General features: G+C 64.7%; 27 protein-coding genes. 21 read left to right on the plus strand and 6 right to left on the minus strand.

Annotation, left to right across the window (positions count from 1 at the left end; translation table 11 throughout):
* Nucleotides 1-285: 285 nt before the first annotated feature.
* From OK015_RS25900 to OK015_RS25925, 6 genes are all read left to right on the plus strand, one after another.
* The gene (locus OK015_RS25900; protein WP_268127436.1) at nt 286-987 is read left to right on the plus strand and encodes an SDR family NAD(P)-dependent oxidoreductase; all 702 of its coding nucleotides are present in this window, start codon (nt 286-288) and stop codon (nt 985-987) included.
* Nucleotides 988-1,017: 30 nt separating this feature from the next.
* Entirely contained in the window at nt 1,018-1,236 is a 219-nt protein-coding gene (locus OK015_RS25905; RefSeq protein ID WP_268127437.1) for a ferredoxin, read from the plus strand.
* Nucleotides 1,233-2,597, plus strand: coding sequence for a cytochrome P450 (locus tag OK015_RS25910; protein WP_268127438.1), 1,365 nt, complete (start codon nt 1,233-1,235; stop codon nt 2,595-2,597). Before OK015_RS25905 ends, OK015_RS25910 begins: the two co-directional genes overlap by 4 nt.
* A 95-nt stretch (nt 2,598-2,692) precedes the next feature.
* The gene (locus OK015_RS25915) at nt 2,693-3,136 is read left to right on the plus strand and encodes a hypothetical protein (RefSeq protein ID WP_268127439.1); all 444 of its coding nucleotides are present in this window, start codon (nt 2,693-2,695) and stop codon (nt 3,134-3,136) included.
* A 55-nt stretch (nt 3,137-3,191) separates the two neighbouring features.
* Entirely contained in the window at nt 3,192-4,091 is a 900-nt protein-coding gene (locus OK015_RS25920) for a hypothetical protein (protein ID WP_268127440.1), read from the plus strand.
* Nucleotides 4,088-4,660, plus strand: a complete 573-nt coding sequence (locus OK015_RS25925; RefSeq protein WP_268127442.1) for a hypothetical protein — start codon at nt 4,088-4,090, stop codon at nt 4,658-4,660. The genes OK015_RS25920 and OK015_RS25925 overlap by 4 nt, the downstream gene beginning before the upstream one ends.
* Nucleotides 4,661-4,718: 58 nt before the next feature.
* On the opposite strand, the gene OK015_RS25930 is transcribed toward OK015_RS25925, so the two are convergent.
* The 4 genes from OK015_RS25930 to OK015_RS25945 all read right to left on the minus strand — a co-directional run bounded on the left by OK015_RS25930 (nt 4,719) and on the right by OK015_RS25945 (nt 8,653).
* Nucleotides 4,719-5,894 (minus strand): acyl-CoA dehydrogenase family protein, encoded by a 1,176-nt coding sequence (locus tag OK015_RS25930; RefSeq protein ID WP_268127443.1) that lies wholly within the window; start codon nt 5,892-5,894, stop codon nt 4,719-4,721.
* Nucleotides 5,878-6,876, minus strand: a complete 999-nt coding sequence (locus OK015_RS25935) for an acyl-CoA dehydrogenase family protein (protein ID WP_268127445.1) — start codon at nt 6,874-6,876, stop codon at nt 5,878-5,880. The genes OK015_RS25930 and OK015_RS25935 overlap by 17 nt, the downstream gene beginning before the upstream one ends.
* Nucleotides 6,877-7,262: 386 nt before the next feature.
* Nucleotides 7,263-8,000 carry an alpha/beta fold hydrolase gene (locus OK015_RS25940; protein WP_268127448.1) on the minus strand — a complete coding sequence of 246 codons (738 nt, stop codon included), beginning with the start codon at nt 7,998-8,000 and terminating at the stop codon, nt 7,263-7,265.
* 8 nt (nt 8,001-8,008) lie between these two features.
* Nucleotides 8,009-8,653 (minus strand): TetR/AcrR family transcriptional regulator, encoded by a 645-nt coding sequence (locus tag OK015_RS25945; protein WP_326498501.1) that lies wholly within the window; start codon nt 8,651-8,653, stop codon nt 8,009-8,011.
* A 147-nt stretch (nt 8,654-8,800) separates the two neighbouring features.
* Here OK015_RS25945 and OK015_RS25950 point away from each other — a divergent pair, with 147 nt between their 5' ends.
* From OK015_RS25950 to OK015_RS25975, 6 genes are all read left to right on the plus strand, one after another.
* Nucleotides 8,801-9,202 (plus strand): carboxymuconolactone decarboxylase family protein, encoded by a 402-nt coding sequence (locus OK015_RS25950; protein ID WP_268127451.1) that lies wholly within the window; start codon nt 8,801-8,803, stop codon nt 9,200-9,202.
* Nucleotides 9,203-9,231: 29 nt separating this feature from the next.
* Complete coding sequence (locus tag OK015_RS25955; protein ID WP_268133097.1) at nt 9,232-10,107, plus strand: NAD(P)-dependent oxidoreductase; 876 nt, start codon at nt 9,232-9,234, stop codon at nt 10,105-10,107.
* 292 nt (nt 10,108-10,399) lie between these two features.
* Nucleotides 10,400-11,491 carry an amidohydrolase family protein gene (locus OK015_RS25960; protein ID WP_268127454.1) on the plus strand — a complete coding sequence of 364 codons (1,092 nt, stop codon included), beginning with the start codon at nt 10,400-10,402 and terminating at the stop codon, nt 11,489-11,491.
* 30 nt (nt 11,492-11,521) lie between these two features.
* Entirely contained in the window at nt 11,522-12,667 is a 1,146-nt protein-coding gene (locus OK015_RS25965; protein ID WP_268127455.1) for an amidohydrolase family protein, read from the plus strand.
* Nucleotide 12,668: 1 nt separating this feature from the next.
* Nucleotides 12,669-13,067, plus strand: coding sequence for a Rieske (2Fe-2S) protein (locus OK015_RS25970; RefSeq protein ID WP_268127456.1), 399 nt, complete (start codon nt 12,669-12,671; stop codon nt 13,065-13,067).
* 15 nt (nt 13,068-13,082) lie between these two features.
* The gene (locus tag OK015_RS25975) at nt 13,083-13,949 is read left to right on the plus strand and encodes an alpha/beta fold hydrolase (protein WP_268127457.1); all 867 of its coding nucleotides are present in this window, start codon (nt 13,083-13,085) and stop codon (nt 13,947-13,949) included.
* A 17-nt stretch (nt 13,950-13,966) separates the two neighbouring features.
* Here the strand turns inward: OK015_RS25975 and OK015_RS25980 are convergent, their stop codons facing one another.
* Nucleotides 13,967-14,440, minus strand: coding sequence for a hypothetical protein (locus OK015_RS25980; protein WP_268127458.1), 474 nt, complete (start codon nt 14,438-14,440; stop codon nt 13,967-13,969).
* A gap of 36 nt (nt 14,441-14,476) precedes the next feature.
* Here OK015_RS25980 and OK015_RS25985 point away from each other — a divergent pair, with 36 nt between their 5' ends.
* The 9 genes from OK015_RS25985 (at nt 14,477) to OK015_RS26025 (ending at nt 22,184) form a co-directional block, all read left to right on the plus strand.
* The gene (locus tag OK015_RS25985) at nt 14,477-15,793 is read left to right on the plus strand and encodes an NADH-ubiquinone oxidoreductase-F iron-sulfur binding region domain-containing protein (RefSeq protein ID WP_268127459.1); all 1,317 of its coding nucleotides are present in this window, start codon (nt 14,477-14,479) and stop codon (nt 15,791-15,793) included.
* Complete coding sequence (locus OK015_RS25990; protein ID WP_268127461.1) at nt 15,790-16,086, plus strand: ferredoxin; 297 nt, start codon at nt 15,790-15,792, stop codon at nt 16,084-16,086. Before OK015_RS25985 ends, OK015_RS25990 begins: the two co-directional genes overlap by 4 nt.
* Before the next feature lie 213 nt (nt 16,087-16,299).
* Nucleotides 16,300-16,641, plus strand: a complete 342-nt coding sequence (locus tag OK015_RS25995) for a hypothetical protein (RefSeq protein WP_268127463.1) — start codon at nt 16,300-16,302, stop codon at nt 16,639-16,641.
* 130 nt (nt 16,642-16,771) lie between these two features.
* Entirely contained in the window at nt 16,772-18,436 is a 1,665-nt protein-coding gene (locus OK015_RS26000) for a thiolase C-terminal domain-containing protein (RefSeq protein WP_268127465.1), read from the plus strand.
* Nucleotides 18,433-19,329: an alpha/beta hydrolase gene (locus OK015_RS26005; RefSeq protein ID WP_268127467.1), complete on the plus strand. Its 897-nt coding sequence runs from the start codon at nt 18,433-18,435 to the stop codon at nt 19,327-19,329. The genes OK015_RS26000 and OK015_RS26005 overlap by 4 nt, the downstream gene beginning before the upstream one ends.
* The gene (locus OK015_RS26010; protein WP_268127470.1) at nt 19,329-20,144 is read left to right on the plus strand and encodes an NAD(P)-dependent oxidoreductase; all 816 of its coding nucleotides are present in this window, start codon (nt 19,329-19,331) and stop codon (nt 20,142-20,144) included. Before OK015_RS26005 ends, OK015_RS26010 begins: the two co-directional genes overlap by 1 nt.
* Complete coding sequence (locus tag OK015_RS26015; RefSeq protein ID WP_442791165.1) at nt 20,141-20,638, plus strand: NAD-binding protein; 498 nt, start codon at nt 20,141-20,143, stop codon at nt 20,636-20,638. Before OK015_RS26010 ends, OK015_RS26015 begins: the two co-directional genes overlap by 4 nt.
* A 120-nt stretch (nt 20,639-20,758) precedes the next feature.
* A complete protein-coding gene (locus OK015_RS26020) occupies nt 20,759-21,964 on the plus strand; it encodes a cytochrome P450 (RefSeq protein ID WP_268127472.1) in 1,206 nt (401 codons plus the stop codon).
* A gap of 19 nt (nt 21,965-21,983) precedes the next feature.
* Nucleotides 21,984-22,184, plus strand: coding sequence for a ferredoxin (locus OK015_RS26025; protein ID WP_268127474.1), 201 nt, complete (start codon nt 21,984-21,986; stop codon nt 22,182-22,184).
* A 3-nt stretch (nt 22,185-22,187) separates the two neighbouring features.
* Here the strand turns inward: OK015_RS26025 and OK015_RS26030 are convergent, their stop codons facing one another.
* Nucleotides 22,188-22,472 (minus strand): DUF1330 domain-containing protein, encoded by a 285-nt coding sequence (locus tag OK015_RS26030; protein ID WP_268127475.1) that lies wholly within the window; start codon nt 22,470-22,472, stop codon nt 22,188-22,190.
* Between the last annotated feature and the right edge of the window lie 20 nt (nt 22,473-22,492).

Below are 22,492 nucleotides of genomic sequence, written 5' to 3' on the forward strand. Positions count from 1 at the left end.
GCTGGCATTTGGCTCCTTGTGTGGTGACAGTCACGAAAATTTCGTTCTCTTCCCGGGCGAATCTTACATTCGAGTCTCGAGAATTCAAGAAAGTCATAGGAATAAGACAGGGTGCTGACCGGACCCGCGATCGGGGGGACTTTTCCGGTTGACCGCCCTCGGCCCAGGCTGTGGGGTATTTCCCGGGGATGTTGCACGCCACTTCGGCGTGAGAGTACGATTCTCATAATTGTAAGGGAGATTCTTTGTGTCTGAGACTGCTCCGGTTGCGTTAGGAGTGCCGGCGTGAAGACCGCGGTGGTCACCGGTGGTGGATCGGGAATCGGCCTGGCCGTCGCGCAGCGGCTGCGCGCCGACGGTCTGGATGTTGCGACCATCGATCTCAGGCCGTCGGATGCCGATTTCTCTTTTACCGCCGACGTGACGGATCGGTCCCAGGTCGATGCCGCGCTGTCGGCAATCCGCGCCCGATTGGGGCCGGTGACGGTTCTGGTCAACGCCGCGGGGCTGGACGGGTTCAAGCGGTTCAGCAACATCACGTTCGAGGACTGGAAACGCGTGGTCGACGTCAACCTCCACGGGGTCTTCCACATGACTCAGGCGGTGTTGCCCGACATGGTCGAAGCCGGGTGGGGGCGCATCGTCAACATCTCGTCGTCGAGCACGCATTCTGGTGCCCCTTATATGAGTCATTACGTGGCGGCAAAATCCGCGGTCAACGGGCTCACGAAGTCGCTGGCGCTCGAGTACGGGCCCAGCGGTATCACCGTCAATGCGGTGCCCCCGGGTTTTATCGATACCCCGATGCTGCGCGCCGCCGAGAAGAACGGATACCTCGGCGACATCGACGAGACCATTGCGCGTACCCCGGTGCGCCGGATCGGCAAGCCCGAAGACATCGCGGCCGCATGCGCCTTCCTGATATCTGAAGAAGCCGGCTACATCACCGGTCAGATATTGGGTGTCAACGGCGGTCGAAACACCTAGCGACGCACCACAGCCCCAGGAGGAGACATCGTGAAGGTCTGGGTCGATTCAGATCGCTGCCAGGGCCACACCCTCTGCGCGATGATTGCGCCGGACTCGTTCGAGCTCAGCGATATTGACGGCAGTTCGTCGGCGGTCAACGAGGTGGTGCCGGCCGACCAGGAAAGCCTGGTGCGCGAGGCCGCGCATTCGTGCCCGGAGCAAGCGATCATGATCGAAGACGAAACCCCAAGGGAGACAGCACCTTGAGTGTCGACGATGCCGTCACTGGCGGCGACCACGAGAAGCCGCGGTATCACTTTGATCGCAACGCTGCGGAGTACCGCTCCCGGTTCAAGGAGATCACCGAGGAGATGCACGCCAAGTGCCCGATGGCGTGGACCGAAACCTACGGTGGGCATTGGGTGGCGGCGGGGAGCAACGAGGTCTTCGAGCTAGCCCGCTGCCCCGCGGTTTCCAACGACCACGACATCAACAACGAGCGCCGTGGCTACGGGGGCATCTCCATCCCGAAGGCAAGGCGCGTCAGCATGGTGCGCGGCGGAATCCTGGAGATGGACGACCCCGAGCACCGCACCTACCGCAATGTGCTGAACCCCTACCTGTCGCCGGCCGCCGTCAGGCGTTGGGAACCGTTCATCCAGGACGTGACGCGCGCCTGCCTCGACGAGAAGATCGAAGGCGGCAGCATCGACTTCGTCGACGACCTGGCCAACATCGTGCCCGCGGTCCTGACGCTGGCGATGCTGGGCATCCCACTGAAAAAATGGAACTTGTACAGCGAACCGGTACACGCCGCCGTCTACACGCCGGAGCACTCCCCCGACATCGAGCGGGTGACCGCGATGCACCGGGAGATGGGCCTCGACATGGTCAACAACATGATCGAGATCCGCGAGAATCCACGGCCGGGTATCGTCAATGGGTTGCTGCAGTTGCGAATTGACGGCGAGCCGGCGCCGGATCTGGAAATTCTGGGCAACCTCGGCTTGGTCATCGGCGGCGGCTTCGACACCACGACGGCGTTGACGGCCCACTCGCTGGAATGGCTCTCGGAACACCCTGACGAGCGCGAGCTGCTGTCCAAGAACCGCGACACCCTGCTCGATCCGGCGACCGAAGAGTTCCTGCGCTACTTCACCCCTGCAGCGGGCGACGGCAGGACCTTCTCCGACGACGTCGAACTCAATGGAAACAAGTTCAAAGAGGGTGAGCGGCTGTGGATTTCGTGGGCCATGGCCAACCGCGACCCCTCCGTGTTCGCCGACCCGGACAAAGTTGTCCTCGACCGTAAAGGCAACCGGCACTTCAGCTTTGGTATCGGTGTGCATCGATGCGTCGGATCGAATGTCGCTCGTACTGTCTTCAAGACCATGCTGACCGCGGTGCTGGACCGGATGCCGGACTATCGTTGCGACCCCGATGGCGCGGTGCACTACGAATGCATCGGCGTCATCCAGGGCATGCGAAAGCTGCCGGCCACTTTCACGCCGGGTCCCACCGTCGGCGCGGGCCTCGACGAGACCCTCGACAAGCTGCAACGCATCTGCGACGAGCAGAAACTCGCTTTGCCGATCACCGAGCGCAAAGAAGTCGCGGTTATCGACTAGCGGGCCTAGACGAACCGGCCGTCGACTGATCCAATCTTTCCGAGTAGGCCTGTTCAGCCCGACCGCGCCTTATATTGAGGCAAGCGTGTGCAGAGATGGGAGACGCTCCGGTGAAGAGTTTCGCAGTGTGCCTTGCGTTTGCCACGGCCGCGCTGGCTGTCACGCCGACCGCCCACGCGGACACGCTGGTTGGCAACTACAGGCTGGACACAAACCGGGATCCCGGCCACAGCTGGATTTGGTCCCTTAACCCGTGCACTCCTAAAGTGCCGGGATGCCTGAACGTCTTCGCGACGCCGCAACCCAACGGGCAAGCGGCGCCCTACCGGGGCGACGCTCACTTGGCCGACGGCCGCTACACCCTGACCGTTGATGTGCCCGACGGTGTGCGCTGCGTAGTCCAGTTCTTTCCCTCGCATGATGTTTATTCGTGGGATGCGGTGACGCTGGCGGGTCAGGTCGACTCGACATTCAGCACGGGCTGCGGTGGCGGGCCGGGGGGCACCAATACTTACCCGTTCTCGCTCGTGCGATGGTAGCCGCGTGAGACGTACGGGAGTCAGTCGCTCGTGAGGGCGACGGGGAGTAAGCACGATGTCTGAGGCGAAGAAGCCGCCGCAAGATTCGGCCACGTCGAAAGCCGACACCTTGGCGTTGATCGCGGAAGCCGAGGCGGAAGCCGCCGAAGCCGAAGCACTGGCAGCCGCGGCGCGTGCCCGCGCCCGTGCCGCCCGACTCCGGCGCGAAGTGCAAGCGCAAGGTGAGACAGAGGCCGAGGCTGAGACCGCCGAATCCACCGAAAGAGCCCCCGACGCCGTTGAGGACGCAATCGACACGGACGAGGCGGCGACCGACACCACCGACGTCGACAGCGACAGCGACCTAACCGATGCCGCCGAGACCGGCTCCGACGAACCCGAGACCGAGACCGAAGAAGAGGTCTCCGACGAAACGCCCGAAGACGCAGAATCGGAATCCGAATCAGTCCGGTCCCGCCGACGCGTGCGGTTGCCATCGTTGTCCGTGACGTGGAAAGTGGCCGTCATCATCCTGATCTGTGCCTTCGTCGGGGCCAGCGGATACATGGTCTGGCAACGTCACGAAACCACCGAGCGCAACCAGCGCACCGCGAACTTCGTCGCGGGGGCCAGACAAGGCATCGTCAACATGTTTTCCTTGGACTTCAACAGGGCCAAGGAGGACGTCCAGCGGGTGATCGACAGCTCGACCGGCCAGTTCAGAGACGATTTCAAGCAACGCGCAAAAGATTTCGCGACCGTCGTTGAGCAGTCCAAAGTGGTCACCCAGGGAACCGTGAATGCGGCGGCCGTGCAATCCATGGACGGGAATTCCGCGTTGGTACTCGTCGCGGCGTCATCGCGGATCACCAACGCGGCGGGCGCCAAAGACGAACCACGCAATTGGCGGCTCAAGGTCACCGTCACGGACGACGGTGGGCAATACAAGATGTCCAAGGTGGAGTTCGTTCCATGAGTGAGGACAACCGGAGCGCCGACGCCGGCGACGACTATTCCGAAAAAACCGAACGCGGTGCGGGTAGCGAGCCACGGGTGCGGCGCAAGGTGAAACCCCTGCCGGTGATTTTGGTTGTGCTCCTGCTGATTTCCGGTGGCGCGACAGCGTGGCTGTACTTCAAGCAGTACCGGCCCGACAAACAAACGGACGCCCGTGTTGCGAGCGCAGTCGTCAGTTCGGCATCCGACGGAACGGTCGCATTGCTGTCTTACTCGCCCGATTCACTCGACAAAGACTTCGCCGCCGCCAAGTCGCACCTCTCCGGCGATTTCCTGTCGTACTACAACCAGTTCACCGAGCAGATCGTGGCTCCGGCAGCCAAACAGAAGTCGCTGAAAACCAACGCTCGGGTGTTGGGGGCCGCGGTTCAGGAATTACATCCGGATTCGGCCGTCGTGCTGGTGTTGGTCGACCAGAGCACCACGAGCAAGGACAATCCCGATCCCGCGATGGCCTCCAGCAGCGTGCTGGTGAGTTTGACTCGAGTCAACGGCAACTGGCTGATCACCAAATTCGACCCGGTCTAGCAGACCGTTGAATGCCGTTGCGATTAAAAGCAATTCGGAGACGACGTCGAGTAAATCGCTAACCGCGCGGTAAACCGAGCACGCGCTGCGCGATGATGTTGCGCTGGATTTCCGACGTTCCGCCGGCGATGGTGCCGGAAAAGCTTCGGGCATAACGCTCGAACCAGCTCGCGAAATAGTGGTCCAGGTTCATGTGCGCATACGGCCCGGTCAGACCCGGGTGAATGAGCCCGTCGGCTCCCGCGGACGTCAGCGCAAGCTCCATCCCCCGCAACTCTGCCTCGGACCCGAGCAGCTTGAGCACCGAGATCGCGGCCACATCGTCCTCGCCGCGGGCGGCGCGGGCCAGCGCTGCCGAACCCAGCAGGCGCAGCGCCTGCCGGTCCATGATCGTGCTGGCGTACTGGTCACGCTCGACCGCGTTGCCGGGACGAAAGTCGGCGATCATGTTGGCCATTCGATCGGCGAAGCCCAGCCACATCATCGTGCGTTCGTGGCCCAAAGACCCATTGGCCACCCGCCAGCCCTGGTCAACCTCACCGACCAGGTTCTCCGCCGGCACCCGCACATCGGTGAAGAACACCTCGTTGAAATCCAGATCATCGGCGCCACAGATCGACGGAAACGGCCGGCGCACGAGGCCCGGGGTGTCGGTGGGGATGATCAGCACGCTGATTCCCTTGTGCTTCGGCACATCTGGATTGGTGCGCACGAACGTCAACAAGACATCGGCGTCGTGGGCTCCCGAGGTCCACACTTTCTGTCCGTTGACGACGAAGTGGTCGCCGTCGAGTACCGCGCGAGTACGTAGCGACGCCAGATCGGAGCCCGCACTGGGTTCGCTCATTCCCAGTGATGCCGTGATCTCGGCCCGCAGGATCGGCACCGCCCAGCGCTGCTTTTGCTCATCGCTGCCAAACGACAATAGCGAGGCCCCAACGATATTCACGCCCTGCGGGTTGAAGCTGTGATAGATACGGCGGCGACTCAGTTCCTCCAGGTACACGAACTGCTGAACAACCGTCGCGTTGCGGCCACCGAATTCCGGTGGCTGGCTGGGCAGTAACCAGCCGTTGTCGAACAGCAACCGCTGCCAGTCGCGCGCCCACTGCGGCATGTGCGAGACCGACCGGGGCCGCTCGAGCGTTTCGCTTGCGGGAGGCAGATTTTCGTCCAGGAAGGCCGAGAACTCCGCCCGAAACTCCTCGACGTCGGAATCAAAAGTCAGCTGCACGGTATTCCTCCGCGATCCGCGCCCGGTGCTCGGCGGCGCCGCCGAGCATCAACTCGCCCGCTTTGGCCCGTTTCAGCGCGAACTGCAGGTCGTTCTCCCATGTGAAGCCCATCGCGCCGTGCAACTGCAAGCCGTGCCTGAACACCAGCGACTGGCACTCCCCTGCCGACGCCTTGGCCATTGCGGCTGCCAGCCGGCGGCGGGGATCGTCGACGGAGATCGTCAGCGCGGCGAAGTAGGCCAGCGCGCGAGCGCGTTCGACCGCGACGTGCATGTCGGCAGCCTTGTGCTGCACGGCCTGGAAGGAGCCGATCGGTGCGCCGAATTGCTGACGGCTGCGAACATGCTCGAGCACCAAATCAAGGATGCGTTGGCAGGCACCGACCATCGTGACGGCCATTCCGGTCAGCGCAAGGTGATGAGCGCGCTCCGCGTCGACGGTCAGCCGATCGGTGTCGGGCACCCGGACCTCGGCGAAGGACAGATCGGCGACGTGCAACACGGGGTCGAACACCGTCGAGCGCCGGGCCGGCACCCGATGGGCCGCGACGAGAAACACCCCGGCGTCGGCCACCACCGCAAGCCGGTCCGCGCGATCACCGTCGAGGACGTGGCGCGCCGTACCATCTAGCACCCAGCCTTCGGCGTCACGGTGCGCGGTAACCCCGCCGTAGACCGCGGTGCCCGACTGGTGTGGATCGAACCGGTCCGCGACAAGCGGGGCGAACTGACTCATCGTGGCCAGGAACGGAGTGGGATCGGTTGCGCGGCCGAGCTCTTCGAGCACGATGGCCAGCTCCACAGCGCTGTCCGGTTCGTTCAGCTCGGTCCAGCCCTGATCGACATACGACTTCCATAATGGGCTTGGGTCAACGCCATCTTCGGCAACGCTTCGCACCAGCGACGGCGGGCACTGCTTTGCGACGGCGTCACGCACCGTGTCCTGCCACAGTCGCTGATCAGCATCGAACTCCAACAGCATCGAGGCCGCCTCCTGTCGTCACCGCCCTCGCGAGAATACCATTCTCGCTTCTGGAAGTAATAGTCTCGAATTCGGCGTATGGCGTATCGGCGAGTGTTGTCATCGAGCGGGTCGGCCAGCACGACGCGACCGTCGATGCCGGCCCACACTTTGAAATCGCCCACCGCTTCGGCTCGTCGCGCACTTCCGCGGAAGTGCCGGGCCCACGGCCGAGCCACGTCACGGTCCACATTCAGCCGCTGCACCGGCGCGACGCAGGACGATTCCACTTGGGGCCGTTGACCTTCCACGAAAGCATAGCGGCTGGCCAGCCACGCATCCGGTTGAACGCCGTGCTGTCGGCGGCCCACCGATTCGCACGGTCGAGGCGATCCGCCCCGGCGCGCTCACCGATGTGGCCGGCACCGATCGGCCAACGTGGTGGCGAGCCAGCTTGGGCGGGAGAACATCACGTCATGGCAGGCGTCGACACAAATCATCGTGTCGACGCCACCGAGTGATTCGATCGCGCGGAGTTGCTGACGGACCGACAAGGCTCGATCGTCCAGCGTCATGATCCACGTCCGCGGCACCTCGTCGGGCAGGCCGATGCGGTCGGCCGGTTCGAAGATGGCGTTCGGCGATTCCATGCACAAGCGCGACAGGGTGAGCGCGCGCTGCTCGCGTGTCATGCCATTGCAGAAGGCCCAACGTGCTAGCGCTCTGGGCATCGGGGATGACCTGGGAATCCGACCCGCCGATCGTGCCAACGGAGCCAGAGGCCCGCGCAGCGTATCCACCACCGACGAGCCTTGCGGCGGCACGAACGCCGCCAAGAGGATCATCTCGCGCACTCGCGCGGATCCGAGCTTCGCCACAATGCCCGGCACGGTGAGCCCGCCCATCGAATGCCCGACAACCACAACGTCGCCGAACCCAGCGTCGTCGATATCAGCGACCGCAGAGTTCACTCCGCCGGCGATTGTGACAGTCGTCAGATCCGCCGGCCTGCTGGCGCGGCCGGGCAGATCGACCGCAAGAACACGCAATTCTGGTGCCTGCCGGGCTAATTCGGCAACCGTGAGATCCCAGCAATCAGCGGCATGCGCGCCTCCGTGCACGAGCACCAGACCAGGCCGGGCCACCGCAGGACTCAGTCGCGACGCAGTATGCCGCGCAGGAAAAGGTCTACGGCGTGTTGCAAGTGGCTCTCCTCCTCCTCAGGACTGCGAAAGATACCGCAGTCCGCCAGCCGCGCGGGTAGATGTTCGACCAGCGCGATGAAATGACCGGCGGCCGACTCGAGATCATCCACCTCGGTGGTTCCGGCCTCATGGTGGTGACGGAGCACGTCCATCACCTGTCGGTGGCGTGGCGACCAGGTCATGGAGTGCGCACTTACCGCGAATTCGGGAAACCGCGACGACTCGTTCATCGCGATCCGCTTCAGGCCGACGATGTCGGGATCGATCGCCCGCGCGAGGCCCGCCCGGCCGACCGCGACCAAGGCGGTCCGCAGATCGGCGTCACCGAGTTCCTGGGTGGCCTCACGCTCTGTCCTATGGGTGAGCGCCCAGGGAATGACGTCGAGGAAGACCGCGCGCTTGTCGGGATAGCGGGCGTAGAGGGTGCGCCGGGTGATACCGGCCGCTTTAGCGATCGCGTCCATGCTGGTGCCGTCATAGCCATGCTTGACGAAGGTCGCGACGGCCGCGGTGCGCAGCTTTTGTTGCAGCTTCCTGGCTTCGGCCTGTGTCGGGCGTCCACGCCGAGTTGTCGTGACCACGGAAATATACATTAACGTGTAGATAACCGTCCGCAAGACGCACTAAGTCAAGGGGTCACCGTGACCATCACAGCGTCGTTGATCGACGGCGAATCGGTGTCCTTGAAAGACTGCCATGAGCTGTGATGCAGCGAATGCTCGTCGTAAAGGAGAAGACCATTGGATCGCGAAACATACCAGCGAGGACTTGAGATTCGGTCCGCGGTGCTGGGCGAGGCGTACGTCAACCGGGCACTCGCCGAGGCCGACGAATTCAGCAAGCCCCTACAAGATCTCGTTACCGAATACTGCTGGGGCGGGGTATGGGGCCGAGACGGGTTGCCTCGCAAGACGCGCAGCCTGCTCAACTTGGCGATGATACCAATCCTCAACCGGCCAAACGAATTACGGACGCACATCAAGGCCGCGCTGACCAACGGCGTGACGCGCGAGGAGATTTGCGAGGTCTTCTTACAGGTGGCCATCTACGCGGGTGTCCCGGCCGCGGTCGACAGCTTCCGCATCGCGCGCGAGGCGTTCGCCGAACTGGACCAGAGCCCGGGCGAGGGCCAGCGGTCGTGACCGAGATCGGGTTCATCGGGTTGGGAAACATGGGTTTTCCCATGACGCGCCGCCTGCTGAGCGAAGGCCACGACGTCATCGCCTTCGACACCCGCAGCACCGCACTCGAGCGCATCGTCTCGCTTGGGGCCCGCGCCGCGTCATCGGCGAAAGAGGTCGCCGACCACGCGGAAACGGTGCTGGCCAGCCTCCCGTCACCGGCGGCGTCGCTCGAGGTCGCCAGCGGGGTCACGGGCGTGATCGAGGGTTCGCGGATCAAGCACTATCTCGACTTGTCAACCGTCGGCACCCGCACCGCCGTGCAGATCCATGACCGCCTGGCCGAACGGGGCATCGTCGCGTTCGATAGCCCGGTCAGCGGCGGTGTCGGCGGAGCGGAAAAAGGGTCGCTCGCCGTGATGGTGTCCGGCCCGCGCAGCGAATTCGACGTCGTACGTCCCGTGCTCGAGAAGATCGGCCGCCCGTTCTACATCGGGGAGAAACCCGGGTCGGCGCAAACGATGAAGCTCGCCAACAACATCCTCGCCGCCAACGTCTTGGTCGCGACATCAGAGGTCGTCGTGATGGGCGTCAAGGCAGGTCTCGACCCAGCCGTGATGGTCGAAGTGCTCAACGCGGGCTCGGGCGCAACGAGCGCCAGCAGGGACAAGTTTCCGCGCGCGGTACTGCCCCGAACCTTCGACTACGGCTTCGCCACCGGTTTGATGGTCAAAGACGTGCGGCTCTACCTCGACGAAGCCAGGGCGCTCGGCGTGCCGGTCGACGTCGCCGCGACCATCGGCCGGCTCTGGGAGGCTGCCGCACTCGACCAAGGCGCCGACTCGGATTTCACGGCGGTCATCAAGCCGTTCGAAAAAGCAGCCGGCGTCACCGTCGGTGGCGTCGAGTCCGGCCGGACAGCGTGACACCGTTTGCCGACACTGTAACGGCGTCGTAGCGCACGCGGCGGGTGGCCGGCCTCCCGAAGCAACCTCACCACCGCGGAAGCCACACCCCGGCGCCGACTGAGAATGGTATTATCCGGATTGAAGAACGGCGATTGCTCCGATGGCGACAATACCAGCGACTACCAGGGGAAATCGTTAACCGAGACGCTTACCGGAAATCCATTGATCGACAGCCGAAAAGAATGTTAGATTATCTATCTTATGACCGGGTTTGGCTCACCTCGGCTACCGGAACCGAAGGGTGGCTGTCGTGATCGAACACGCTGATGGGACGAGCACACCGGTGATCGACGCGAGCGTGCACATTTTCTTTCCCTCCAACAAGGCGCTGCGCAAGACCCTGCGTGAACCGTTCAAGAGCCGCGGCTTCCCCGACTACGAGATGGACTGGTACGGCGCCCCGGGCGGCGAGTACGCGCCCAACACCCACGGACCCGATCGCCAGTACCCCGGCTCGGATCCAGAATTCGTTGCCAATGAACTGTTTTCGAAGCGTGGCGTCGACATCGCGGTGCTGCACCCGGCGGGCCGCGGCATCATGCCGGACCGGCACCTGGGCAGCGCGCTGCACGCCGCGCACAACGAGATGATGGTGTCGAACTGGCTGGAGTCCAGCCAGTTCGGCGAGCGGTTCCGCGGCACCATCCGGGTCAACCCCGACGACATCACCGGCGCAATCCGCGAAATCGAGAAATGGCGTAGGCATCCGCGTGTGGTTCAGATCGGCGTCCCGCTGCAATCCCGCGAGGTCTACGGGAAACCACAGTTCTGGCCGCTGTGGGAAGCCGCGGCCGACGCCGGTTTACCCGTTGCCGCGCACATCGAAGTCGGCTCGGGCATTGCCTTTCCGCCGACGCCGAACGGGAACACCCGCACCTACGAGCAGTACGTCAGCTTCATGGCACTGAACTACCTGTATCACCTGATGAACATGATCGCCGAGGGCGTGTTCGAGCGCTTCGCCGGTCTCAAGTTCGTCTGGGGCGACGGCGCCGCGGACTTCATCACGCCGTTCATGTGGCGGATGGACACCTTCGGCCGCCCGCACCTCGAGCAGACGCCCTGGGCACCGCGGATCCCCAGCGATTACCTGCCCGGCCACGTCTATTTCGTGCAGGGCAGCCTCGACGGTCCCGGCGACACCGAGTTCGCCGGCGAGTGGTTCGGTTTCACCGGCAAGGACGACATGGTGATGTTCGGCTCGAGCTACCCGCACTGGCAATGCGGCGATGTCAAGAAGCTGCCCGGCGCGCTGTCCGCCGAACAACGCGAGAAGTTGTGCTGGCGTAATGCGGCGCAGCTCTACGGCATAGACATGCCCGCCGGGGTGGGCGCACAGTAGAAGTAACACGGCAGACTGAGGAGACCCCAGATGACGTTGACCCATTCGCAGGAGCGGGTTCCCGCTACCGAGCGCATAGCCGTCCGTTGCGTCGACTCGGATGTCCACCCGGCACCCAAGCGCGGCGAGCTGGTCCCATACATCCCCGAGCCCTGGCGCAGTAAGTATTTCCTCACCCGCACCGTGGGCGAGCAAATCTACTACGACGCGCCCGACTACGCGCACTCCTACGCGATGCGGGTGGATGCCTTTCCCGCCAACGGCGAATTCCCTTGCAGCGACCCGGACATGGCGTTTCGCCAGCTGATCATGGAGGCGGGCTCCGACATAGCGATCCTGGAGCCGGCCGCCTACCCGGCCCGCCTCCCCGAAGCGCAGCACGCGATGTCGGCCGCGTTGAACGAATGGCAGGCCAATCACTGGCTGGACGGCCACAACAACTGGCACGAGCGGTGGCGCGGTTCAATTTGCGCCGCCATCGAGGAGCCGGCAGAGTCCGCGCGCGAGATCGAAAAATGGGCCGGGCACCCCTTCATGGCGCAGATTCTGATCAAGGCCGAGCCGCGGCCGTCCTGGGGCCACCCGAAATACGATCCGATCTGGGCGGCCGCCACCAAGCACGACATCACCGTGAGCTGCCACCTGTCGCGCAGCCAATTCGACGAGCTACCGATCCCCCCGGTCGGATTCCCCAGCTACAACCATGACTTCATGGTCACCTACTCGCTATTGGCCGCCAACCAGGTGATGAGCCTGATCTTCGACGGCGTCTTCGACCGGTTCCCGACGCTGCGGATCGTGTTCGTCGAGCACGCTTTCACCTGGATCCTGCCGCTGATGTGGCGCATGGACGCGATCTACGAGGCACGCAAGTCCTGGGTGGACATCAAGCGCAAGCCGTCCGAGTACGTCAAGGACCACATCAAATTCACCACCCAGCCACTCGACTACCCCGAAGACAAAACCGAGCTGACCCGCGCGCTGGAATGGATGGAGTGCGAGAAGATCCTGCTCTTCTCGTCGGACTACCCGCACTGGACGTTCGACGACCCGCGCTGGTTGGTCAAGCACCTGCCCAAGCACGCCCGCGACGCCGTGATGTACAAAAACGGCATCGCGACCTACCACCTGCCCGAGACCGTCCCGGTCCTCGAGGGTCAGACCCGGGTGCTCTGAATTGGCCGAAGAAACCAAACGGCCCGAGCCACGTCTCGCCCAGGGCCGCGAGCATGTTGTCGCCACCGTAGACGAAATTCCGCCGGGTACCCACAAATTGGTGCCGATCGGCCGCCACGGTGTCGGCGTCTACAACGTCAACGGCACCTTCTACGCCATCGCGAATTACTGCCCCCACCAGGGCGGTCCGCTGTGTTCGGGGCGAGCCCGGGGACGCACGATCGTCGACGAGACCGCGCCGGGCGACGCGGTCATGGTTCGCGACCTGGAATACATCTATTGCCCTTGGCACCAATGGGGTTTCGAGCTGGCGACCGGCACCACTGCGGTCAAGCCGGAATGGAGCATCCGCACCTATCCGGTCCGTGTCGTCGGCAACGACGTTCTGGTTCAAGCCTAACTTCAGGAGAATCGCGTGCCTGCTATCGAGATCAACGGGGGAAATGTCGTCTACGAAATCCTCGGTGACGCAGGCGATCTCATTGCACTGACGCCCGGCGGGCGGTTCAGCAAGGAGATCCCCGGCCTGCGTCCACTGGCCGACTGTCTGGCCGCGGGTGGCTACCGCGTGCTGCTGTGGGACCGGCCCAACTGCGGGTCCTCCGATGTGCAGTTCTACGGACAAAGCGAGTCGCACATGCGCGCCGAGACACTGCACAAGCTGGTGACCGGGCTGGGCTTCGAGCGCTGCATCCTCGCCGGAGGATCGGGCGGGGCGAGGGATTCCATGTTGACCACGATGCTCTACCCCGAGATGGTCACCAAGCTGGTGGTGTGGAACATCGTCGGCGGCATTTACGGCAGTTTCGTGCTCGGCTCCTTCTACATCATCCCGAGCATTCTCGCGGTCCGCGGTACCGGCATGGACGGCGTGGTGCAGGTGGCCGAATGGCGCGACCGGATCTCGGAGAACCCCGCCAACAAGCAGCGGTTCCTCGACTTCGAATCCGGCGACTTCCTCAAGATCATGCTGCGCTGGCTCAACGCCTTCGTCTCCAAGCCCGGTCAAACGATTCCCGGTGTCGAGGACGAAATGTTCGACCGGATAAGGGTTCCCACGTTGATCATTCGTGGCGGCGAGAACGACATGGATCACCCCAAGCGAACGTCGCTCGAGGTCAGCTGCCTGATCAAGGGATCCAAGCTCATCGACCCGCCGTGGCCCGAGGACGCCTGGGAGCGGGCATCCGAGGACCGCGCCGCGGGCCGGGTGAAACACTTCAACATGTTCGACACCTGGGTGCAAGCGGCACCCGCGATCCTGGAATTCCTGGGCTCGTGACGGCGCGAAACGGTGCATTACCGAGTGCAGATGTGGACCTCGCAGTTGAGCGACGCCTCCAGCGCCGTGTGGACTCGGCTTTCCGGAACGCGTTCGAGGTCGGCCTCCCGCAGCGTCACCTGGATGATGTCGAATCCGTCGTCGCCTGGTGTGCGCACAATGTCACCGGTGAGGCCAAACGCGGACAGCACACCGTGCGCGTCGTCGTCGGTCCCCCGGCTGACGAAGGTGATCACTCCCGGGGCCGGGGTTATGCTGAATACCTTGGTGCACAACATGATTGCGGTTTCTCTGGCTGTGTCGCCGTCTTCGGACGCGATGAGCAGTTCAACTTCCCGGCGGCTGACCGGCATGGACGCGAGGTTGTTCTCGACCACGCCGGCGCCGGCTTCGGCCGCGAGTTCGAGGAGCCCCGCCATGCCATCGCGTAGTTGTGCCGGCGTGAGCACGCTCTCCGGGTCGACGTTGACACGCACTACGGCAGTTCGCATGTGCGCAAGCCTAACTAAGACGACGGCAGGCCAGCTTTGAATACCACCCAGTCCACGACCATCACCACCGCCACCGTTCCCGGGGGCACACCGCGGCTGCTGAGTGAACATGCCGGCCAAGCCCGCGAGGACCTCCTGGCCTATCGACGGCTCGGCGGCTACCTCCCGCTCGCCGACGCCGGGGCCTTGCTGAGCGAGGTCGAATCCAGCGGACTCGCCGGGCGCGGCGGAGCCGCCTTTCCGCTAGCGGTGAAGCTGCGGACGGTGCGCGACAACGGGCGCCTGATCGCGGACATCGGTGGCCCCGTCGTCGTCGCGAATGGCGAAGAGGGAGAACCGGCTTCGATCAAGGACCGCTGGCTGCTGCGCAACCGCCCGCACCTGGTGTTGGACGGACTGCGGTTGGCCGCGGCGGTCGTGGCCGCCGACCGCGCTTACGTCTATGTGTCCGACCCGGAGTCGGCACACAGCGTCGAAACCGCGCTCGGCGAACTCGATCCCGACACCCTCGCCGGTGTCACGGTGCATCTGCTGACGGTGACACCCGGATACGTGGCCGGCGAGGAGACCGCCGCGGTTCGCGTGATCAACGGCGGGCCGGCCAAGCCGACCGACAAGCCGCCGCGCCCGTTCGAAGCCGGCGTCGCTGATCGGCCCACGCTGGTGAGCAATGTCGAGACGCTGGCCAATCTGCCTTACGTGCAGGGCCACGGCTCGGCGGCATTCCGCGCGCAGGGCACGTCGCTGTCGCCGGGCACCTTTTTGGCCACCATCACCGGTGGCGGTAAGCCGCCGGTGCTCTACGAGCTCCCCCACGGCCTTGCCTTCACCGAATTACTTGCACTGCATGGGATTTCCCCTGATCAGGTACGGGGAGCGCTGATGGGCGGGTACTTCGCCGGCTTGCTGAACCGCACCGTACTGGAGACCTCGCTGGACCACGAGACGATGCGGCACCTCGGCAGCGGTCTCGGCTGCGGTGCGGTCTCAGTGATCACCGACGATTGTCCCGTCGCGGTCGCGGCGGCGGTGCTCGCTTACTTCGATCGCGAAAATGCCGGGCAGTGCGGGTCGTGCTTCAACGGGACGGCCGCGATGGCGGCCGCGGCCGGGGCCCTGCGCGACGGCGCCGCGACGAAGGAAGATGTCGACCGGTTGCGCCGCTGGTCGGTGCTGCTGCGCGGGCGCGGGGCCTGCGCGACACTGGATGCCGCCACCAATATCGCCGCCAGCCTGCTCGATCAGTTCCCGGCCGAAGTCACCGCGCATCTCGACGGGACCTGCCCGGACTGCGCCAGTGGCGCATTTCGTGCCGACCGTCCGTACGAGGCTGAAGCGGTGAGGCAAGCATGAAAATCCGCCTGGACCGCACCATTTGCGACGGGTTCGGCATCTGCGCCAAGCATGCGCCGCGATACTTCTCGCTGGACGATTGGGGATACGCGGCCCTCATCGGGGACGGCACCGTGGCGGAACCGGATCGGGACGCGGTCATGCGGGCGCTGCTGGACTGCCCGGTGCACGCCATCACCGAGATCGGCGAGCGCCGATACCGTGCCGCCGAGCCGCCGCTGACCGACACAGACGATCCGGCCGAAGATCTCAAAACCGAAGAGAACGAAGCCGAATGGGGCTTCACGCGTTGAGGTGTCCCGAATCTGACTCGAAGCGTCCATGCAGCTCGCCTTTGATGCAGAGATCGACGCAGACATAGAAGCGTTGCGTGTGGAGTTCATCGGCTTTCTCGGGGAGCATCTTCCGACGCAAGCCGCCCCCGGACGTCGGCCACGTGGTCGTGGCGGTCTTAACGGAATAAGCTGAAACGAACAAGGCCGGGATGACCCAATGAAAGGCCCACCATGAGGTGGTTTGTTGGTCGTTTGACGGCCGCCTTCGCGGTCGTCTTCGTGGCGATGGCGGTCGCGGTGATCGCGACGCCGGGTGTCAGCTCGGCGCAGTGCGATCCCAAAATGTCGTGGAACGAGGCGACCGGCGAGTGCAAACGGCCCGCGGCGCCGCCAGCGTGGTACGTGCCCCCGGCGCCCTACGCGCCGTCGTTCGCCGGGCAGGATGTGCCGCCGCCACCGCAATGGACGGGGAACCCGCCGCCATGGCCGTACTGGGCGCCGCAGGCCCCGATGTGGAGCACCGGCTTTCACCAGTGGGGCATTTATGTGGGCGGCGTCTGGGTGCCGATCTAGCGGGTACATTCTGCGCCCGTGGCTAGCGGCAGGCTAGATCGTGCCTGCTGACGAGTGATAACGTAATTCTCCGATTCGTATAACGGTCCTACCAAGCTGCATCCGGGACCGTTCGACTCGCGGAGGTAACGTGTCAGCAGCGCCGGGGCGTCCACTGCCCCTGGTCACGCCCGAGAACGAATTCTTCTGGACCTCGGGCGCCGACGGCACACTGCGATTGCAGGAATGCAATGCCTGCGAGGCGCTGATCCACCCGCCGGCGCCGGTGTGCCGCTGCTGCCGCTCGCGCGACATCGGCGTGCGGGAGCTCTCCGGTAGAGCGACACTGGCCGGCTTCACAATCAACGAACGGTTCAGCCTGCCCGGGCTGCCGGCGCCCTACGTCATCGCGGAAGTCGCCATCGCCGAAGACCCCCGGGTCCGGCTGACCACCAACATCGTGGGCTGCGATCCCAGCGCGCTCGAACTCGGCCAACAAGTCGAGGTCGTCTTCGAACAGGTCGAGGAAGTGTGGTTTCCGCTGTTTCGGCCGATCGCCGATGCCGGGCCCGGTCAGCTGCCGGTCGACGAAATCGCGCCGGAACGCTTCGGCCAACACGTACGGCCCATGCTGACCACGGAGAAATTCGAGGACAAATCCGCCCTCACCGGAATCGGCATCTCGAAGATCGGGCGGCGATTGATGGTGCCGCCGCTGTCGCTGACCATCGATGCGTGCGAGGCGGCGGTCGCCGACGCCGGGCTGACTTTCGCGGACATCGACGGCCTGTCCACCTATCCGGGCCCGCTCAACGTCGCCGGCATGGGAGAAGGCGGTGTCACCGCGCTGGAGGCCGCGCTCGGAATCCGGCCGACGTGGCACAACGGCACCATGGAGACGTTCGGTCCCGGCGGCTCGGTGATCTCCGCGATGCTTGCGATCGCCTGCGGGCTGGCGCGACACGTGCTGTGCTTCCGCACCCTGTGGGAGGCCACCCACGGCGAGCTGATGAAGCAAGGCAAGATCACCCCTCCCCAAGGATCAGCGGGCAGGATGTCCGGCTGGCAGATGCCGTTCGGTGCCACCTCGGCGGCCCACACCTTGGCGATGAACGCGCAGCGTCACTTTCACCGGTATGGCACCAGCAAGGAGACGCTGGGCTGGATCGCGTTGAATCAGCGGGCCAATGCCGAGCTGAACCCCACCGCCATCTACCGCTCCCCGATGACGATGGACGACTACCTGAGCGCGCGGCCCATCACCACCCCCTTCGGGCTGTACGACTGCGACGTGCCCTGTGACGCTGCGATCGCGGTCATCGTCTCCGCCGCCGATGCCGCGCGCGATATGCCCAAGCCGCCAGTCTTCGTCGAGGCGGTGGGCACGCAGATCGTCGAGCGGCTGGACTGGGACCAGAGCACATTGACCCACGAGCCGCAGGTGCTGGGCCAGGCGGCGCACCTGTGGACCCGTACCTCGCTGCGACCCGCCGACGTCGACGTCGCCGAGTTATACGACGGCTTCACCTTCAACTGCCTGTCCTGGATCGAGGCCCTGGGCTTCTGCGGAATCGGTGAGGCCAAAGACTTTCTGGACGGCGGCAAGAACATCGCCCGTGACGGCCAGCTGCCGCTCAACACGCACGGCGGCCAGCTCTCGCACGGCCGCACCCACGGCATGGGCCTGCTCTACGAGGCCGTCAGCCAGCTGCGCGGCGAGGCGGGTGACCGCCAGGTCGTCGACGCCCGGGTCGGCGTGGTCAGCAGTGGCGGCCTCACTCCCAGCGGCGTGCTCTTGCTGCGGGCCGACACATGAGCAACCAGCCGACTCCGCGTCCCCGACTGGTGATCGTCGACGGGGTGCCGATGTCGGCGATCGTCTGCGAAGCCCCCGACCCCAAGGCCGTGATCGTCGCCATTCACGGCGGCGGCACCACCGCGGTCTATTTCGACTGCCCGGGCCACCCGTCATATTCGTTGTTACGTACTGGCGCGGCAGCGGGATTCACCGTGGTGGCGCTTGACCGGCCCGGATACGGCAGCTCGGCCCCCTATCCCGAGGCGATGGTCTCCGGCGGGCAGCGCGTCAACCTGGCGTACGGCGCCGTCGCCCGCATCCTCGACGAACGACCAAGCGGTGCAGGTTTATTCGTGATGGGCCATTCGGGTGGGTGCGAACTGACGATGCGGATGGCCGCCGACGATCGTGGCGATGAACTGGTCGGCATCGAGCTGGCCGGCACCGGCCGCCACTATCATCCTGTCGCCCGCGACATGCTGAAGACGGCGACGCGCGAACGCCGACCGTCCGGTCTGCGCGAACTGTTATGGCATCCGGAACGGCTGTATCCGCCCGGAATCCTCACGGGGGTCACGGTTTCCCCGACAGCTCCCGCCTACGAAGACCAGATGGTGTCGGACTGGGCCCGCCACACCTTCCCGACGCTGGCCCCCGGCGTGCGGGTACCAGTGCACTTCAGTATCGCGGAGCACGAAAAGGTATGGCAGACCGATGATTCGGCGGTAGCAGAGATCACTGCGATGTTCTCCGCGGCACCGAGCTTCACCCTACACAGGCAACTCGAGGCGGGGCACAACATCAGCCTCGGCCACACCGCCGCGGACTACCACTCGACGATCTTCGCATTTGTCGAGGAGTGCCTTGCTACTCGTTCCGCCGATGCCGATGCCGATTTGGAGGCCGGTTGATGCGGGTGGGATTCATCGGGTTGGGCAGTCAGGGCGCCCCCATGGCCCGGCGGATCATCGAAGGCGGCTTCGCCACCACGCTGTGGGCGCGCCGTCCCGCATCGGTTGAGCCCTTCGCCGACACCTCGGCGGCAATCGCCCCCTCACCGGCCGAACTCGCCGCGGCCAGCGATCTGGTCTGCCTGTGCGTTGTCAGCGAGGCCGACATCGACGAAATCGGCGACGGTGAGGACGGGCTGCTCGCGGGGGTCAAGCCGGACAGCGTGATCGCCGTGCACAGCACCGTGCACCCCGACACCTGCAAATCATTGGCGAAAAAGGCTAGTAGCAAAGGTGTTTCGGTAATCGACGCTCCGGTCAGCGGCGGCGGTCCGGCCGCCGCAGCGGGCCGGCTGATAGTGATGGTCGGCGGTGAAGCAGACGCCGTCGAGCGCTGTCGTCCGGTCTTCGAAACCTATGGCGACCCCGTCGTCCACCTCGGCGAACTGGGCACCGGACAAACCACCAAGCTGCTCAACAACTTGCTGTTCACCGCCAACCTGGGAACCGCGGCCACTGCCCTTTCGCTGGCACAATCCCTCGGCGTGGCCCCGGACCGGCTCACCGAAGTCGTCTCCCGGGGCAGTGGAAGCAGCTTTGCGCTCAATGTCATTGGCGGCGAAGGCACGCTGGACCGGCTGGCCGGCCTGGCGGGGACGTTGCTGCAGAAGGACGTCCGGCTGATCGTCGACTTGGCCGAGGCCGCCGCTGCCAGTGGGGGAGCCGTTCTGGATGCGGCCGACGCCGCGCTGACCCTGATGGATCACCCGAGATGAAAGTCGGGTTCATCGGCGCCGGGCGGATGGGCCGGCCGATGGAGGTCTGCCTGGACCGCGCGCTGCCGACCACCATGCCGTCGGGTTCGACGCTCGTCATCCACGCCACCACGAGCCCGACTGCAGCCGACATTGGGCTGCTACGGCGATCCTGTCCTGCACGTCGGCCCCGCGGCGCCGGCCAGATCGTGAAGCTGGTCAACAACGCGCTGTTTGCCGGTCACATCGGGCTGCTCGCGGAGTCAATCCGATTGGGCGAGCGCCTGGGCGTTCCGGAGTCGACGGTGCTAGACGCATTGGCGCATGGCAGCGCCGGCAGCCGGGTGCTGGACATTGTGGCCGCACGCGGGTCTATCGCGGGGTTCATCGAGGTGGCCGGGGAATTCGTCGGCAAGGACGTGGCAGTCGTCCGCAGCGTCGCCGAAGACCTCGGCAACGACCTCGGCGCCCTGGACGGCGTGATCGAAGTCCTCGATGTCGGCGGAAAGGTCTGACATGACGCCACTTCGGTTCTTTCCGGTTCGCCGTGAAAGCGCTACCGTTACCTTTACAGTCAGGCATTCGATCGTAACGGTTCCAGCCCGCCCTAACCCTCGCCGCTGAGGAGCATGTAAGTGACCAAGCCGAAGCTCATCTTCGACCCGTTCTCCGAGGATTACTACAACAACCCGTTCGAGATATATCGACGGATGCGCGAGGACGCGCCGTTGTATTACGACGAGAAAGAGGACTTCTACGCCCTGACCCGTCATGAAGACGTGGCGGCGGCATTCAAGGACTTCGAGACGTATTCCTCGGCGCGCGGCTGCGACCTGGCGATGGTGCGCCGCGGTATATCACCCGAGCAGAAGTCGATCATCTTCATGGACCCGCCGGAGCACCGCCACATGCGCAGCCTGCTCAACAAGGCGTTCACCCCGCGGGCCATTCAGTCGCAGCGCGAGACGATCATCGAGGTGATCGACAAGTACCTGGGCGCCGTCGACGCCGACAACTTCGATGTGGTGCAGGAGTTCTCCGGACCGTTCCCGGTGGAGGTCATCACCCGGATGGCCGGGGTGCCCGAAGAATACCGCCAGCAGGTGCGCCACTGGATTGACACCAGCCTGCATCACGAGCCCGGACAGATCGAGGTCAGCGAAGCCGGGATGCAGGCCAACATCGAGACGGCGATGTACTACTTCGGCCTCATCCAGGAGCGGCGCGCGGATCCGCAGGACGACATGATCAGCAGGCTGATCGCTGCCGAGATCCCCGGCGAAGATGGCCAGACCCGCCAACTCGATGACATCGAAATCACCGGCTTCGCGACCCTTTTGGGCGGCGCCGGCGCCGAGACCGTCACCAAGCTGATCGGCAACGCGGCGGTCATCTTCGCCCGTCACCCCGAACAGTGGCAGAAGCTGCAGGACGACCGCGACAAGATCCCCGGGGCGGTGGAAGAACTACTGCGCTACGAGGGGCCCGTGCAATACAACGTCCGCTACACCCTCAGGGAGGCACACGTCAGCGGTGGCGTGATTCCGCCCTTCAAGCCGGTGTTTCTCTGCGGCGCCGCGGCCAACCGCGATCCGGAGGCCTTCACCGACGCCGACACGTTCGACATCGAGCGCGACCAGACCGAGGCTCAGCATCTGGGCCTCGGGTATGGAATCCACAGCTGCCTCGGCGCGGCGCTGGCCCGGCTGGAAAGCAGGATCGCGCTGGAACGGCTGGTCGACTTCATGCCGCGCTACGAGGTGGACTGGTCGGGATGCAAGCGGGTGAACATGCAAAACGTCGCGGGCTGGAAGAGCGTGCCCGTCAAAGTGCTTCGATAAGTTCGATAAGGAGGCCACGATGACGAGGAAGATCGAAGTCGATTGGGGACTCTGCGAGAGCAACGGCGTCTGCATGGGCATCAATCCCGACATCTTCGAGCTCGGTGACGACGACATGCTGACCGTCCACCAGGAAGAAGTCACCCCGGAGAACGAGGCGGACGTGCGCGAGGCCGTCCGTCAATGCCCTCGGCAGGCAATAGCGATCGTGGGAGACTAGCGGTCAGAATCCGGCGAGGATGACCGCGTTGCAGTCGGCGGCCGCTTGGCGCAGTTTCGCCGCCTTCTGGTAGCCCTCGGACTCGTACCACGCGTGGGCGGCGGCGACGGACTCGAACTCGAGCACGACGGTCTGGTCGCCGTGCCAGCTGCCCTCGACGACTTTCGGCGCCGTGTCCACCGCAAGAACGGTGGCGCCACTCATCGCCGAGCCGGCGGCCTTGCCGTAAGCCTTCATGCCCTCGCGGTCGTTGATGGCCTCAGTAAGGATCACGTATCCCTTAGCCATTCCGAATCTCCTTACGTCGC

The organism is Mycobacterium sp. Aquia_216, assembly GCF_026723865.1.
Lineage (GTDB): Bacteria > Actinomycetota > Actinomycetes > Mycobacteriales > Mycobacteriaceae > Mycobacterium.

Coding starts and splice junctions, on each gene's coding strand:
- OK015_RS25915 (WP_268127439.1), top strand. CDS start 2,693: ATGGGAGACGCTCCGGTGAAGAGTTTCGCAGTGTGCCTTGCGTTTGCC.
- OK015_RS25920 (WP_268127440.1), top strand. CDS start 3,192: ATGTCTGAGGCGAAGAAGCCGCCGCAAGATTCGGCCACGTCGAAAGCC.
- OK015_RS25925 (WP_268127442.1), top strand. CDS start 4,088: ATGAGTGAGGACAACCGGAGCGCCGACGCCGGCGACGACTATTCCGAA.
- OK015_RS25935 (WP_268127445.1), bottom strand. CDS start 6,876: ATGCTGTTGGAGTTCGATGCTGATCAGCGACTGTGGCAGGACACGGTG.
- OK015_RS25945 (WP_326498501.1), bottom strand. CDS start 8,653: ATGTATATTTCCGTGGTCACGACAACTCGGCGTGGACGCCCGACACAG.
- OK015_RS25955 (WP_268133097.1), top strand. CDS start 9,232: ATGGGTTTTCCCATGACGCGCCGCCTGCTGAGCGAAGGCCACGACGTC.
- OK015_RS25965 (WP_268127455.1), top strand. CDS start 11,522: ATGACGTTGACCCATTCGCAGGAGCGGGTTCCCGCTACCGAGCGCATA.
- OK015_RS25980 (WP_268127458.1), bottom strand. CDS start 14,440: ATGCGAACTGCCGTAGTGCGTGTCAACGTCGACCCGGAGAGCGTGCTC.
- OK015_RS25990 (WP_268127461.1), top strand. CDS start 15,790: ATGAAAATCCGCCTGGACCGCACCATTTGCGACGGGTTCGGCATCTGC.
- OK015_RS25995 (WP_268127463.1), top strand. CDS start 16,300: ATGAGGTGGTTTGTTGGTCGTTTGACGGCCGCCTTCGCGGTCGTCTTC.
- OK015_RS26005 (WP_268127467.1), top strand. CDS start 18,433: ATGAGCAACCAGCCGACTCCGCGTCCCCGACTGGTGATCGTCGACGGG.
- OK015_RS26010 (WP_268127470.1), top strand. CDS start 19,329: ATGCGGGTGGGATTCATCGGGTTGGGCAGTCAGGGCGCCCCCATGGCC.
- OK015_RS26015 (WP_442791165.1), top strand. CDS start 20,141: ATGAAAGTCGGGTTCATCGGCGCCGGGCGGATGGGCCGGCCGATGGAG.
- OK015_RS26025 (WP_268127474.1), top strand. CDS start 21,984: ATGACGAGGAAGATCGAAGTCGATTGGGGACTCTGCGAGAGCAACGGC.
- OK015_RS26030 (WP_268127475.1), bottom strand. CDS start 22,472: ATGGCTAAGGGATACGTGATCCTTACTGAGGCCATCAACGACCGCGAG.